13 protein-coding genes are annotated in these 14667 nt (G+C 62.1%); 8 read left to right on the top strand and 5 right to left on the bottom strand.

The features are described from left to right. The first annotated feature begins 5 nt into the window (after nt 1–5). The 5 genes from KGA98_RS03470 (at nt 6) to KGA98_RS03450 (ending at nt 4872) form a co-directional block, all read left to right on the top strand. Entirely contained in the window at nt 6–1346 is a 1341-nt protein-coding gene (locus KGA98_RS03470) for a KamA family radical SAM protein (protein ID WP_223501254.1), read from the top strand. A gap of 31 nt (nt 1347–1377) precedes the next feature. Further along, nucleotides 1378–2250: a branched-chain amino acid aminotransferase gene (locus KGA98_RS03465; protein ID WP_150815157.1), complete on the top strand. Its 873-nt coding sequence runs from the start codon at nt 1378–1380 to the stop codon at nt 2248–2250. Nucleotides 2251–2271: 21 nt separating this feature from the next. Continuing rightward, nucleotides 2272–3030 carry a TauD/TfdA family dioxygenase gene (locus tag KGA98_RS03460; RefSeq protein WP_223501252.1) on the top strand — a complete coding sequence of 253 codons (759 nt, stop codon included), beginning with the start codon at nt 2272–2274 and terminating at the stop codon, nt 3028–3030. 67 nt (nt 3031–3097) lie between these two features. Further along, nucleotides 3098–4057: a diiron oxygenase gene (locus KGA98_RS03455; protein ID WP_223501244.1), complete on the top strand. Its 960-nt coding sequence runs from the start codon at nt 3098–3100 to the stop codon at nt 4055–4057. 14 nt (nt 4058–4071) lie between these two features. Continuing rightward, the gene (locus KGA98_RS03450) at nt 4072–4872 is read left to right on the top strand and encodes an N-acyl homoserine lactonase family protein (protein ID WP_223501235.1); all 801 of its coding nucleotides are present in this window, start codon (nt 4072–4074) and stop codon (nt 4870–4872) included. A 516-nt stretch (nt 4873–5388) separates the two neighbouring features. Here KGA98_RS03450 and KGA98_RS03445 read toward each other — a convergent pair. The 4 genes from KGA98_RS03445 to KGA98_RS03430 all read right to left on the bottom strand — a co-directional run bounded on the left by KGA98_RS03445 (nt 5389) and on the right by KGA98_RS03430 (nt 10319). Continuing rightward, nucleotides 5389–6819, bottom strand: coding sequence for a PLP-dependent aminotransferase family protein (locus KGA98_RS03445; RefSeq protein WP_223501229.1), 1431 nt, complete (start codon nt 6817–6819; stop codon nt 5389–5391). 234 nt (nt 6820–7053) lie between these two features. Next, on the bottom strand, nt 7054–7758 hold the full coding sequence (locus KGA98_RS03440; RefSeq protein ID WP_223501224.1) for a hypothetical protein: 705 nt from the start codon (nt 7756–7758) through the stop codon (nt 7054–7056). Between the two features lie 324 nt (nt 7759–8082). Then, nucleotides 8083–9603, bottom strand: a complete 1521-nt coding sequence (locus tag KGA98_RS03435; RefSeq protein WP_223501222.1) for a sensor histidine kinase — start codon at nt 9601–9603, stop codon at nt 8083–8085. Further along, nucleotides 9600–10319 carry a response regulator transcription factor gene (locus KGA98_RS03430; protein WP_090453186.1) on the bottom strand — a complete coding sequence of 240 codons (720 nt, stop codon included), beginning with the start codon at nt 10317–10319 and terminating at the stop codon, nt 9600–9602. Before KGA98_RS03430 ends, KGA98_RS03435 begins: the two co-directional genes overlap by 4 nt. A gap of 277 nt (nt 10320–10596) precedes the next feature. On the opposite strand from KGA98_RS03430, the gene msrB reads away from it, so the two are divergent. Genes msrB through msrA form a run of 3 tightly spaced genes read left to right on the top strand, consistent with a single transcriptional unit; the run spans nt 10597 to nt 13662 of the window. Continuing rightward, on the top strand, nt 10597–11115 hold the full coding sequence (gene msrB / locus KGA98_RS03425; protein WP_223501214.1) for a peptide-methionine (R)-S-oxide reductase MsrB: 519 nt from the start codon (nt 10597–10599) through the stop codon (nt 11113–11115). A 33-nt stretch (nt 11116–11148) separates the two neighbouring features. Continuing rightward, nucleotides 11149–12924 carry a cytochrome c biogenesis protein DipZ gene (locus tag KGA98_RS03420; RefSeq protein WP_223501206.1) on the top strand — a complete coding sequence of 592 codons (1776 nt, stop codon included), beginning with the start codon at nt 11149–11151 and terminating at the stop codon, nt 12922–12924. A gap of 30 nt (nt 12925–12954) precedes the next feature. Beyond that, nucleotides 12955–13662 carry a peptide-methionine (S)-S-oxide reductase MsrA gene (gene msrA, locus KGA98_RS03415; protein WP_223501193.1) on the top strand — a complete coding sequence of 236 codons (708 nt, stop codon included), beginning with the start codon at nt 12955–12957 and terminating at the stop codon, nt 13660–13662. Nucleotides 13663–13708: 46 nt separating this feature from the next. On the opposite strand, the gene KGA98_RS03410 is transcribed toward msrA, so the two are convergent. Then, on the bottom strand, nt 13709–14614 hold the full coding sequence (locus KGA98_RS03410; RefSeq protein ID WP_223501185.1) for a LysR family transcriptional regulator: 906 nt from the start codon (nt 14612–14614) through the stop codon (nt 13709–13711). Nucleotides 14615–14667 lie beyond the last annotated feature (53 nt).

The following is a 14667-nucleotide window of genomic DNA, read 5'->3' as shown; positions in this document are numbered from 1 at the left end:
CGGCCATGCAAGGACTGTCGGAGCACGAACGCTACAAACCCTATAACTCACGCACCATCCGCGACACACCGTACTGGCACAAGCTGACGCCGGCGTTGCAGGAGGCCATGACCGTGGTGGCCAGGGTCATGCCGTTTCGCACCAACGAATACGTGCTGGGCACGCTGATCGACTGGAGCAACATCCCCGACGATCCGGTTTTCCGCATGACTTTTCCCCACAAGGACATGTTGCTGGCGGAGGAATATGCCTCGCTCAAACAACTGATCGAGCAGGACGACAGCGCGGCGATCAAGCGTCGGATCGAGGCGATCTGGTTGCGCATGAATCCTCATCCGGCCGGGCAGTTGACCCACAACGGAGTCACCCTCAACGGCAAGGTCCTGCCGGGCATCCAGCACAAGTACCGCGAGACCGTGCTGTTTTTCCCCGGTGCCGGTCAGACCTGTCACGCGTACTGCACCTTTTGTTTCCGCTGGGCGCAGTTCATCGGCGAGGAAGAGCTCAAGTTCAACGCCCGTGAGTCCCAGGAGCTGGTCAGTTACCTGAGGGTGCACACCGAAGTGACCGACGTGCTGATTACCGGCGGCGACCCGATGATCATGAACACCCGCTCCCTGGCCGGTTACATCGAGCCGCTGCTGGATTTGCCACACCTGAAGAACATCCGTATTGGCACCAAGTCCGTGGCGTACTGGCCGCAGCGTTTTGTCAGCGACAAGGATGCACCTGAGCTGCTGGAGCTGTTCCAGCGCATCGTCGCGGCGGGGAAAAACCTGTCGATCATGGGCCACTACAACCACCCGGTGGAGATCCGCCAGGTCATCGCCCGCCAGGCCATCGAGCGTATTCGCTCGACGGGCGCGACGGTGCGCATGCAGGCGCCGGTGATCCGCCACGTCAACGAAAACCCCGCTGACTGGGCGGTGCTGTGGACCGAAGGGGTGCGGCTCGGGGCGGTGCCTTATTACATGTTCGTCGAGCGCGATACCGGCCCCAGCCACTACTTCGCGATGCCGCTGGCCCGGGCCTTCGAGATCTTCCAGGCGGCGTACCGCACGGTATCGGGGCTGGCGCGAACGGTGCGCGGGCCGTCCATGAGCACCTTCTACGGCAAGGTGTTGATCAATGGCATCGAGACCGTCGCCGGGGAAAAGGTCTTCGTCTTGCAGTTCCTCCAGGCACGCAATCCGCAATGGGTGTTGCGCACGTTCTACGCGCGCTTCGATCCGCAAGTGACCTGGTTCGACGACTTGCAACCGGCCTTCGGCGAGCGTGCGTTCTTCTTTCAGACCGAGTTCACCGCCGTGCCGGAATTGATACCCGTGTTGCTGGAAACGGCGTAGGAAAATTCACGAACAATGGGGAGATATGGATATGAGCAGTATCCCGTTTGATCAGCGCGAGGGTGTTATCTGGCTCGACGGCGAGTTCGTCGAGTGGTCCCGGGCGCAGTTGCATGTGCTGACCCATGGCCTGCATTACGCGAGTACCGTGTATGAAGGCGAGCGGGTCTACAACGGCAGGATTTTCAAGCTGCGCGAACACAGCGAACGCTTGTATCGCTCGGCGCAATGGATGGACTTTGCCATCCCCTATGAGATGGCTGAACTGGAAGCGGCGAGCCATGAACTGCTGCAACGCAACAAGGTTGTCGACGGCTACCTGCGCCCGGTGGCCTGGCGTGGCAGTGAAATGATTTCCACCTCGGCGCGATTCAACCGTGTGCACGTGGCTATCGCGTGCTGGCAGTGGCCGAGCTATTTCGACCCGGCGGCGCGCATGGCCGGTATCCGCTTGAAAACCGCGAGCTGGCGCCGCCCGCCGCCGAGCAGCAGCCCGTTCCAGGCCAAGGCATCCGGGCATTACCAGATCGCCACGCTGAGCAAGCACGACGCCGAGAACACGGGTTACCACGACGCGCTGATGCTCGACTGGCGCGGCCATGTTGCCGAAGCCACCAGCGCCAATGTGTTTTTCGTCAAAGATCGGACGCTGCACACCCCGCTGCCGGACTGCTTCCTCAACGGCATCACCCGCCAGACCGTGATCGAGTTGGCTAAAACGCTGGACTACCAGGTCGTCGAACGCACGATTTTGCCTACGGAGCTTGGCGACTTCGATGAGTGTTTTCTCACCGGCACCGCCGCCGAAATCACCCCGGTGCAGAGCATCGATGAGCAGCATTATCGACCGGGCGGCGCCTGCCGCGACTTCATCGCCGCTTACACCTCAACCGTAAACGTCTGATCACCTGCCAGGAATCTCACCATGTCAGACAAAGGGATTGTTGCGTCTCAACCTTGCATTTCGCTCGGCCATCGTCACGAAGAGCTGTCGACGTTGGGCTGGACGGTGCTGACCCCGGACGAATTTGCCGATGATGTCGTAGGCACCTTGTGCGAGTTCGGTCGGATCATTCCGCAGTTCAACGGCCAGACGGCCTTTGCCATTACCCGCAAGCCGGGTTACGAAGACTTGCCGTATTCCCAGAGCATGAACGGCATCGGCCCGCACACTGAAGCGCCGGTGTACGGGCCGCCGCCACGCTATCTGGCGTTGCATTGCCATAAACAGGCCAGGTGCGGTGGCGGGCACACCGGGTTGGTGGACGGTTATGAATTTCTCAAGTCCCTGGAGCGCAGCGAACCGCAACTGCGCGAGTGGCTGGATGACACGCCGGTAGAGTTTGTCGCCACCGCCAAACCGGGTGAACCGGGACAGCGGCGGGTCAAGGAGTACATCCTCACGCCTACGGAAGACGGGGATATTTTCCGCTTCAGCTACAACCAGTTTCACTACGGCGACGTGAACCCGTCCAAGGAAGCGTTGCAGCAATCACTGGTGACCAACAACACCTCGCCGCTGGCCAGGTTTGCCGTGCTCGGCGAAGCGTACTTCGTCGAGCACAACGTTCCGGTGTTGATTCCCGACGGATGCCTGCTGATTTGGGACAACTGGCGGATGATTCACGCCCGCAGTCGTTACACTGACCCGGCGCGCAACCTGACCCGCTATTGGCTGGCCTGATTTTTCCGTCGCTCTACATTCTTTTGGCGTACCCCCTGGCGGGTACGCGCCTTACAGGTATCGCGTCATGCAAACAGCAATCGAGATCGCCCAGGTCGATCATCAACTGATCGTGCGGCTCAACCAGGCCTGGACCAAGCGCGCCACGGTGTGTTCGCCGGACAGGGGCCAGGTGGAAGAAGTGTTCGACCCCGCGCGGCCGGACTACCCGGAGTGCATGGTGCCGTTCTTCCATCATCCGAAATTCCAGGCCTTGAGCGACGCGCTCAAAAGCAGCGTGGTGACCTGGGGCTGGATCGGCTACAACCTGCGCACCGTCACCGCCGAAGAACACGTGGTCAACCCGGCACTCAGTGTCATCGCCAATCAGTACCTGGGCAAGGATGACTGGCATTTTCGCGAGGCCATGCAACAAACCCTGATCGACGAGCACTACCACACGCTGATGCACCTGCGCGCCATCGAACGGACCAAACTGGACCGGGCGCTGGATCAGGATCTGGACTTGCCACCCTCCGTCACTTACCTGCGCCTGAAAGCCCAGCGTGAAGCACTGCCCGAGCAATGGCAGCGGGATCTGGCGGCGATCACGTTTGCGGTGGTAGCCGAGATCAGCGTCAACGCCTATCTGGACTTGCTGGCGGACGACCAGACCATCCAGCCGCAGAACCGCCGGGTGGCCGAACTGCACAACCGCGACGAGTACGCCCACAGCAAGGTGCTGGCCGAAGTGGCGAAGGTCATGTACGCCAACATGCAGCCCACGCAACGGGAATTTTTCGCACGCAACCTGTCGGTGGCGCTGAGTGCTTTTATCGCTCAGGACTACTCCATGTGGGAGGCGATTCTGACGCAGCTCGGGGTCGAGGAGGCGGCGCTGATCATTGCCGACACCCGCGAGAGCAACAGGAACGCGACCATCATGCGTGACTACAGTGGCCTGCATAAATTGGCCCATGACCTGGGCATCAGCGACCAGATCGATTTCGACTTTCGTCCGACCCTCAAAACCACGGTGGTCGCCTGAACCCGGAGGTGCTTATGTCCACGCCTGTGTACGAAGTGTTCGCCATCCGTGTCGGTGCAAACGCCCAGCGCACTGCCAGGGAGAATTTTCTCTACGACGCCTGTTGCGGTGATCCGAATGCGCCGATGCCGCTGGACTACTACTTCTGGGTCATCCGCAACGAACAGCAGGTGATCGTGGTCGACACCTGTTTCCAGCCGGCCACGGCGCACCGGCGCGATCGCCAGATGTATCGCCTGCCGGAAGAATCCCTGCGGCAACTGGACATCGATCCGGCCCGGGTCGAGCACCTGATCCTTACCCATTTGCATTGGGATCATGCCGGCAACCTCGGGTTGTTCCCCAAGGCGACCGTGCATTTGCAAGACGCGGAGTTGCGTTTCTGCACGGGGCCGAAAATGGTCCATCGCACGGTGAACAAAACCTACGAAGTCGAGGACGTGATGTCGGCGTTGCCGCCGCTGTTCGAAGGGCGGATGCGTTTGCACGACGGAGTTGTCGAGGTCGTTCCGGGCGTGACCCTGCATCCGGTAGGCGGACATACACCGGGCAGTCAGGTGGTGCGGGTAGCGACCGAGCGCGGCTGGATTGTGCTGGCCTCGGATGCGGCGCATTTGTGGGCCAACATTCGCGGGCGAAGTCCGTTTCCGATCCTCGATGACCTGGCGCAAACCCTTGAAGCCTTCACTGAGATCGACCGTCTGGCCGACAGCGAAGACCATGTCATCCCCGGCCACGACCCGCTGATTGCCGAGCGTTTTCCGCACTGGAATGATGACCCGCATATCATTTGCCTGCACCTGAATCCGCTCTGAAGATCACCTACAACCCTGTGGGAGCGGGCTTGCTCGCGAAGATGGCAGCACAGCCAGCAACGATGTGCCTGATACACCGCTTTCGCGAGCAAGCCCGCTCCCACATGTGGTCGCTGTCGTTCACCGATGTTGTGTCCACCGAAAGTCCCTTGTGGGAACGGGCTTGCTCGCGAAGACGACGGCACATCCAGCAACGATGTGCCTGACACACCGCTTTCGCGAGCAAGCCCGCTCCCACATTTGGTCGCTGTCGTTCACCGATGTTGTGTCCACCGAAAGTCCCTTGTGGGAGCGGGCTTGCTCGCGAAGACGGCGGCACATCCAGCAACGATGTGCCTGACACACCGCTTTCGCGAGCAAGCCCGCTCCCACATTTGGTCGCTGTCGTTCACCGATGTTGTGCCCACCGAAAGTCCCTTGTGGGAGCGGGCTTGCTCGCGAAGGCGGCAGCACAGCCAGCAACGATGTGCCTGACACACCGCTTTCGCGAGCAAGCCCGCTCCCACAGGTTCGTGTTCAACCTTGGTTTTTCAGGATTTGTCCCAACGTCGCCAAAGCCTCATCAATCCGCGGCGAATACGGCGCGCCACAGCCAATGCGCACAAAGTGATCGAAACGCCGGGCATTGGAAAAGATATCCCCAGGTGAAATCTGGATGCCGGCCTTCAACGCGTCGTGAAAAAACGTCATCGATGAATGCCGGCGAGGCAGTTCCACCCATAACAGCGTGCCGCCTTGCGGGTGGGTAACGCTGGTGCCGATGGGAAAATAGCGGGTGATCGCTGCGCTCATCTGCTCGCGTTGTACGGTCAGGGTTTTCCTCAACCGCCGCAGGTAACGTTCGTAGGACGGGGTCTTCATGAACGCACTGGCCGCCAGTTGCGATAACGCTTCGCACCCGCGCGACTGCGTATGCTTGAGCATCTCCACGCGGTCGTGCCATTTGCCGGCGCTGATCCAGCCAAGGCGCATGCCCGGTGCCAGAGTTTTGTTCAGCGAGGCGCAATAGATCACGTTGTCGGTGCTATCCCAATGTTTGAGCGTGGACAGCGGCTGCTCGGTGTCCACCAGGTCGCCGTAGGTGTCGTCCTCGATCAGCACGGTGTCGTGCTCGGCGCACAGTTTCACCAGCCGTGCCTTGTTGGCGTCGGGCATGATGCTGCCCAACGGGTTTTGCAGGTTGGGGATGACGATCAGCGCCTTGACCCGTTCGGGGCCTTGCAGCAGCCGTTGCAGGGCCTGCAGATTGAGCCCGGTATGGGCCGAGGCCGGGACTTCCAGCACGCGCAGGTTCAGGCTTTCGAGAATTTGCAGCAGACCGTAGAAGGTCGGCGACTCCACGGCCACGGTGTCGCCGGGGCGGGTGACCGCACGCAAGGCCAGATTGATCGCCTCGGTGGCGCCGTTGGTGATCACGATCCGCTCGGGGGCCAGGTGGGTCTTGCTGGCCAGTGCCCGCCGGGCCAGGATGTTGCGCAATGCGCTGTTGCCGCAGGCGCCGCCCGCGGTGCCGAGCAGGCAGGCGTCGTAGCGCAGCGCCTTGATCATGTTGTCTTGCAAGGTCTTCAGTGGGTAAAGCTGCGGCGCGCAGTAGGCGCTGGCGAAATTGACCTTGATCGTCGCGCGCTGACTGGCCTTGAGCACCGCGCAGACCTGTTCATGAATGCCGACATACGCGCGGGCATCCAGCGCTGGCGCCGAGGTCGTCGGGGCGGGCCTGGGCAGGGTGTCGGGCTGGCGAATGTAGTTGCCGGAGCGTGGCCGGGCTTCCAGCACGCCATAGTCTTCCAGCTCCCGGCACACCTGCACGGCGGTCGACAGGCTGACGGCGTGTTTTTCCATCATCAACCGAATCGAGGGCAGGCGTTCACCGGTTTTCAGGGTGCCGCTGCGGATAGCGTCCAGGTAGTGGTTGGCCAGTTGGCGATACAAGGGGGGCGTGTTCATGATGACCTCGGCAGTTGCACCACTGAGGTCTGGGCTGGAAAGTGAGTTGACGCTCCCCGCAGGCGGACCCGTGGTGCTCATGGGTGAAGGGAAGTGGTGTTCTGCGTCGATACTGGAAGAGTAATCGCGGTTTTGCCCGAATCACGGGCAATAAAAAGCCCCGCACTGATGGCGGGGCTCTTGAGTCGGTCGCTCAGGACCTTGTGGCGAGGGGGCTTGCCACAACAACAGGTATTACTGAGTGGCGATGCTGTACCCGTCGAACGCGGTCTGCTGCTGCAGGGCGGTGATGATGTTCTTGCGGTTGACCGCTTGCTCGGTGCCGCTGTTGTCCAGGAACGTCTCGCTTTCCAGTTCCGCCTCTTCGCCTTCGCCAACGAAGGTGAAGCCGAGGAATTCGAGGGCTTCACGATCGACGCTCAGGCGCGAGCGCGGGGTGCGCAGCGGCAGGGTGACGCTGATGCCGTCCTTGCTGATGGTGAACACTTCGACTTCTTTCTTCGCCTTGGCGGCTTTGCTCTTGCCGCCGCTCGGGTTGCTGATGGCCTGATGGGTCTGGTTCAGCACCTTCAGGGCCAGGCCGTAGACGATTTCCTGGAACGCCGGATCGTCCTTGAAGCTGGACAGGATGCGGCTGATCGGGAATTTGCCGCTCAGGTCTTCGAGGGCGGCGATATCGGCAGCCTCGGCGTCCTTGAGCTGCTTGAGCTGGCCCATCAGTTCGTAGGCTTTATCGTCATCGAAGCTGTCGTGGGCCTGGCGGATCGCGGCGCGCAGTTCGCGGATCTGGTCGCTTTCGCGGGTGGACTGGAACGCGTCCAGCACCATCTCGCTGATGGTCTTGGCCTGAGGCACGTGTTGTGAAAGATTGATGGAGTTTTCGTATTCCGCTTTGGACGACAAGGTGACTACGGTTTCAGCGGTATTGGAATCGGACATTGAAATTTCACTACTTCTTTGAACTTGAATAGGGGCGAAAAAGCCCGGGGGCTTTTTCAGGCCGACTAATCTATTGGACCGGGGCGGCGTTGTCACGGATCAACAGGCGGCCGGTCATGTTTTTGCTCCCCTGTAGGAGCGAGCCTGCTCGCGATGGACGTTAACGATAACGCGTTCATTCCGGGTGTACGCGGTGCCCTTGAGACCATCGCGAGCAAGCTCGCTCCCACAGTGGTTTGGGTTGTTCGCAGATCTTGCGTACACCCACTCACCCTGTGGGAGCGGGCTTGCCCGCGATGGGGCCCTGTCAGGCACCACAACTTTTCAGGCCTGCCGCGGGGTATTCAGGTTCATCGACCGCACCGCCAACGCAGTCGCCGTTTCTTCATCGATCGGCAGCGAAAACCGGAACGTCGCACCCCGCCCCGGCACATCGATCAACTGAATCTCGCGCCCGTGCAATTGCAGGATGCGATGCACGATCCGCAACCCCAACCCGCCATCACGGCGTGCGCCGCCGATATTGAACGGCCGCAGGAACAACCCTTCGCGCAGTTCCGGGGCGATGCCGGGGCCGGTATCGCTGACCGTGACTTCGATGAATGAGCCTTGCGGGCGCAGACCCAGTTCGACCTCGCCACCGGCCGGGGTATGGCGCAGGGCGTTGTCGAACAAGTTGGTCAGCACCCGCTCGATTAGCCCAAGGTCGGCGCAGGCCGCCGAGACGTTGGCGGCAAAAGTGGCCTTCAATTTGACTTGACGCGCTTCGGCGGTGAGTTCGAATTTCTGGAAGATGTCCTGGGCCAGGTCAGTCAGGGAAAAGCGTTCCAGCACCGGCTGTACGAAGCCATGTTCCAGCCGCACCAGTTCCAGCAGCGACTGCGCCAGACCACCCACCTTGCGGCTCTGGTCCAGCGCGATGCCCAGATAGCGACGGCGGTCGGCAGGGGACAGCGTGGCGTCCTTGAGCGACAGGGTTTCCAGATAACCGTGCAACGAGGCCAGCGGCGTGCGCAAGTCGTGGGAGATGTTCGCCACCAGTTCGCGGCGCTCCTGATCCTGGCGGGTCAACGAGCGCCATTGCTCGCCCAGGCGTGTCTGCATCTGTCGGAACGCCGCATCGAGTACGGCGATTTCATCGTGACTCGCGGCTTTCTCCACCGCGACGGGCAGGGCCGGTGTGACCGGCACCCCATCGATGTCGAACTGGCTGACGGTTTCGGTCAAGCGGCGCAACGGCCGGGTGATCAGGGCAAATGCGGTGAGACCGGCAATCAGGCACAGCAACGCCACCAGCCCGATGGACAACAGTGCGGTGTTGAGCGCTGCACTGGTCGCACCGCGTTCGGCCAGGCGGTCATGGTCTTCACCGAGCAACACCACGTAGAGATAACCGGCCGGCTTGCCGTCGACCTTCAGCGGCGCAGCACTGAACACCTTGCGCGCATCGACGCTGCGCGGGTCGTCGCCGAGAATCGGCAGGGCATCGCCCCGCAACAGGTGCTGGATCGGCGCCAGGTCGATCCGCTCACGACGGATCCGGCCTTCGGGCGCGGCGCTGCCGACAATCTTGCCCGCGGTGTCCAGCAGGTATACCTCGACGCTCGGGTTGACCTGCATCAGCTTGCTGAACAGGTCACGCACGGCATTGGGCATCAGGCCCTGTGTGTCCATCAGCACCGTGTCACTGGCGATGTGCTGCGCCAGGTCCCGGGACAAGCCTTGCACCACTTCCTGCTCATGCATCTGGTTGGAGCGCACCTGCAACCACGCCGACGTGCCGCAGCACACCAGCAGCAGCACGGCGAACACCAGGGACAGGCGTTGCGTCAGGGTCAGCCTCATGGCCGTGGTTCCTCCCCGGTGGCGAATTTGTAGCCGCGCCCCCAGACCGTGAGGATGCGCACCGGTTGCGCCGGGTCGGCCTCGATCTTGGCACGCAGGCGGTTGATGTGGGTGTTGACCGTGTGCTCGTAGCCTTCGTGGCTGTAGCCCCACACGGCATTGAGCAGGTCCATGCGCGAAAACACCTTGCCGGGCTGGCGGGCGAAGAAATACAACAAGTCGAACTCCCGGGGCGTGAGGTCCAGGCGTCGTCCATCGAGGGACACTTCGCGGGTGATCGGGTCGATGGCCAGGCCGTCGGTGAGCAGGCTGCCGGCGTCCATCTTCAGGTTGCGCGCCATGGCATCGACCCGGCGCAGCAACGCCTTGACCCGGGCCACCAGTTCAAGCATGGAAAAGGGCTTGGCCAGGTAGTCGTCGGCACCCAGTTCGAGGCCGAGAATCCGGTGCACTTCGCTGGAGCGCGCACTGGTGATGATGATCGGCGTGTAGCGGGCCATGGCGCGGGCGCGGCGGCAGATTTCCAGGCCGTCGACACCGGGCAGCATCAGGTCGAGGACCAGTGCGTCCCAGTTGCCTTGCTGCAGCAGGCGCATGCCTTCATTGCCATCGGCGCTATGCACCACCTCGAACTGCTCGTCGCGAAGATGCAGGCAGATCAGGTCGGCGATATGCATATCGTCCTCGACCACCAGGACGCGTTTGGTCTGTTCCATACAGCTCAATCCTTCGGCGCATTGTGCGTAATGCCCCCTACTGTAGGAGCGAGCCCTGCTCGCGATGGAAGCCAACGATGACGCGGGACACCTGACACCCCGTGGCGCCCTCAGGTTCTTCGCGAGCAAGCTCGCTCCTACAGCTGTGGCATATGCATTGTGCGGGTTTTTCGGCGCCCGAGTTATCACGAATTGTTTAACTTCCCGTGAGGATTTGGCGATCACCCAAAGCCTAGGCTGTGTTCTATGAAACACCCCTGGATTTTTGGAGACGAACATGTTTTCACGACGGCAATTTCTTGTAGCGAGCGGCGGGCTGGGGGTGGCAGCCCTGGCGATCGGCCTGTTGCCGAAGTTTTCCACAGGCTCGGCCTTGATCAGTGAAGCCAGCGCAGCGGAGGTATTCGAAGTGACCCACAGCGACAGCGAATGGCACGCTCTTCTGAGCGACGAGCAGTACGACATCCTGCGCGAAGAGGGCACCGAGCGGGCCTACAGCAGCCCGCTGAACAACGAGCACCGCGATGGCACGTTCGTCTGTGCCGGTTGCGAGCTGCCGCTGTTTTCCTCGGCGACCAAATTCGACAGCCGCACCGGTTGGCCAAGTTTCTGGGCACCGCTGGACAAGGCCGTGGCGACCCGCCAGGACCGTGCGTTCGGCATGGTCCGTGAGGAGGTTCATTGCCGGCGCTGTGGCGGGCATCTGGGGCATGTCTTCGACGACGGCCCGAAACCCACCGGTCTGCGTTACTGCATGAACGGCCTGGCGATGAAGTTCGTGCCGAAGACGGTGTGATCCCCTTCCACTCACTTTTTGCAGGTAATCGCCATGTGGCTGCTGGTCCTCGCTTATCTCGGTGGTGTGCTGACGATTGTCAGCCCGTGCATTCTGCCGGTATTGCCGTTTGTCTTCGCCCGCACCGGGCAACCCTTCGTCAGAAGCGGGTTGCCGCTGCTGGTGGGCATGGCGCTGACCTTCGCGCTGGTCGCCACGTTGGCGGCGGTGGGCGGTGGCTGGGTGGTGCAACTCAATCAGTACGGGCGTTGGCTGGCGCTGGTGTTCGTGGCGTTGTTCGGTCTGACGCTGTTGCTGCCGCAACTGGCCGAGCGTCTGACCCGGCCACTGGTGGCGGCGGGTAGTCGTTTGTCGGAGGCGGCGGGCGCCGATGCACGGCCACGTCCTGGTGCTTCGCTCCTGATCGGCGTGGCCACCGGCCTGCTGTGGGCGCCGTGCGCCGGGCCGATCCTGGGCCTGCTGCTGACCGGTGCGGCGCTGCAAGGCGCCAGCATTCAAACCACCTTTTTGCTGCTGGCGTACGCCGCCGGTGCCGCCACTTCCCTCGCGCTGGCCTTGTTGCTGGGCGGCAAAGTCTTCACCGCGATGAAGCGTTCGATTGGCGCGGGCGAATGGCTGCGTCGCGGCCTTGGCGCGGCGATGCTGGCCGGTGTGGCAGCGATTGCCCTGGGTCTGGATACGGGGATTCTGGCGCGGTTTTCCACGGCGTCGACCAGTGGTATCGAGCAAGCGCTGGTGGAGAAACTGTCCGGCAAGTTACCGCGTAACAGCGGGGCGATGATGGCGCAAAACTCGACCTCCGCCGGCGCGGTGCAAGTGACAGACAAAACCCCGGGCACCTTGCCGGTCGAAGGCAACCTGCCGTCACTGGAGGGCGCCGTGCAATGGCTCAACTCGCCACCCCTCGATGCCCAGGCCTTGAAAGGCAAGGTCGTGCTGGTGGATTTCTGGACCTACTCCTGCATCAACTGCCTGCGCTCGCTGCCCTATGTGAAAGCCTGGGCCGAGAAGTATCGCGATCAGGGCCTGGTGGTGATCGGCGTGCATGCGCCGGAGTTTGCCTTCGAACGCGATGTCAGCAACGTCACCAAGGCCATGAAAGACCTGGGCATCAACTACCCGGTGGCCATCGATAACGAGTTCAAGATCTGGCGCGCCTTCAACAACGAGTACTGGCCGGCGCATTACTTTGCCGACGCCCAGGGACGCATTCGTTATCACCATTTCGGCGAAGGCGCGTACGCCGAATCGGAGCGGGTCATCCAGCAATTGCTGCGCGAGGCGGGGGCGGCCAAGGTCGCCGACGGGCTGATCAGTGCCAAGGCCGATGGCGTGCAAATGGCCCCGGACAAGGACGCCGTGCAGTCGCCGGAAACCTATGTCGGCTACCAGCGCGCTGAGCATTTCGTGCCCGAAACCGCGCTGGTGCCGGACAAGGTCGCGGCCTACAACCCGCCGGCGCAACTGGCCCTCAACGACTGGAGCCTGGGCGGCCAGTGGCATGTGGGCCCGGAGCGGGCCACCGCCAGCGCACCGGCCAGCCGCATCGTCTATCGCTTCCACGCCCGTGATTTGCATTTGGTGCTCGGCCCTGGCGCCGATGGCAAACCGGTGCGTTTCAAGGTGCTGATCGACGGCAAGGCCCCCGGCGATGCCCATGGCATGGACGTGGCACCCGATGGCAGCGGCACCGTGACCGACCAGCGTTTGTATCAACTGGTACGCCAGAGCGGCGGCGTGACCGACCGGACCTTCAGTATCGAGTTTCTTGATCCGGGTGCGTCGGCTTACGCCTTCACTTTCGGCTGATAACTGTTCAACGCTTCAGGAGTTCGCCCCATGAAAACACTCTTTACCTGGCGCCGTACCCTGCTGGGGCTGGCGGCTGCCGGCATCATCAGCCAATGCTCGGCCTTCTCTTTCGGCGGTGCCGAAAAGGCGGTCATCATTCCACCGCCGGCCCTTGATGAAACCACCCAGGCCCGCAGCGAAACCGCGGTGTTCGCCGGCGGCTGCTTCTGGGGCGTCCAAGGGGTGTTCCAGCATGTCAAAGGCGTGAAAAACGCTGTCTCCGGCTACGCGGGCGGGGCGGCCAGTACCGCGCAATACGAGCGCGTCAGCAACGGCAATACCGGCCATGCGGAGTCGGTCGAAGTCACGTTCGATCCAGCCCAGGTCAGTTACGGCACCTTGCTGCAGATCTACTTTTCAGTGGCGCACAACCCGACCGAACTCAACCGCCAGGGCCCGGACAGCGGCACCCAGTACCGCTCGGCGATCTTTACCAAAAACGCTGAGCAGCAGCGGGTCGCACAGGCCTATATCACCCAGCTCGACGCCGCGCATGTCTTCGACAAGCCGATCGTGACCAAACTTGAAACCTTCAACGGTTTCTACCCGGCGGAGGAGGAGCATCAGGATTTCCTGACCGAGCATCCGACCTATCCATACATCGTGATCAACGATTTGCCGAAGGTCGCGCAGTTGAAACAGCTGTACCCGGATCGTTATCAGGAACAGCCGGTGCTGGTGAAGGCGGGGATGTAGTGAATGGGGAATCGACGACCCTGGCACTGAATCGTCGGTCAGCGGATCAGTGCTTGCCCCACAGCTGCATGGCGAATTCGACGAAGCGGCGCAACTTCGGCAAACGGTGGCGATCCTGGGCATAGACCAGGTGCATCGGCCGGCTGGGCGGACTGTAATCGGGCATCAGGGCCAACAGCTTTCCGTCCTTGAGGTCCTGCTCGACCAGGGCGTCGGGCATCATCACGATGCCCATGCCGGTGCGCGCCGCCTGATGCAGACCGGCCGAACTGTTGATCAGCATCGGCCCGCCGACCCCCACGCTGACTTCGCCATCGGGACCGGCCAGGCGCCATTCCTTTTGCACCGATTGCCAGTCATCTCCGGCCGGATAGGCAAAGGACAGGCAGTCGTGATGGCGCAGGTCTTCAGGTGTTTGCGGAGTGCCGCGACGGGCCAGGTAGTCCGGTGACGCGCACATGGTCAGGGTGTAGTCGATCAGCGGGCGGGCGATCAGGTTGGAGGGCTCCAGTGCCCCGAGGCGAAACGCTACATCCAGACCGTTTTCCAGCAGATCCGGGCGTCGGTTGGTCAGCACCACGTCGAGTTTCACCCGCGGGTTTTGCCGGCTGAACTCACTCAATGCCGGGGCCAGGCGCTCGGTCCCGAAGGTCAGGGGCGCGGTGATGCGCAAGGTGCCGCTCGGTTCGTCCAGAGCCTGCTCGGCCAGTCGCTCGGAATCGGCCACCAACCCCAGCACTTCCAGGCAGCGCTGGTAATACGCGGCGCCGAACTCGGTCAGCCGCTGGCGCCGCGTCGTGCGGTTGAGCAGGCGCACACCCAGCCGTTGCTCCAGGGCCTTGAGGTGATTGCCGACCATGGTCGTGGACATTTCACACTGCAAGGCGGCGGCGGTCATGCTGCCGGTCTCCACCACTTTCACGTAGACGGTCATTGCCTGGAACAAATCCATTATCAAGCTCTGCTTTTAAATGATTGAAGTTTTACGGTGTTTATCCAGCTCTG

It is taken from the genome of Pseudomonas sp. BF-R-24 (assembly GCF_019947335.1).
Classification (GTDB): domain Bacteria; phylum Pseudomonadota; class Gammaproteobacteria; order Pseudomonadales; family Pseudomonadaceae; genus Aquipseudomonas; species Aquipseudomonas jessenii.
The sequence above is the reverse complement of the archived record's forward strand: the minus strand, read 5'-3'. Positions and strand labels throughout refer to the sequence as shown.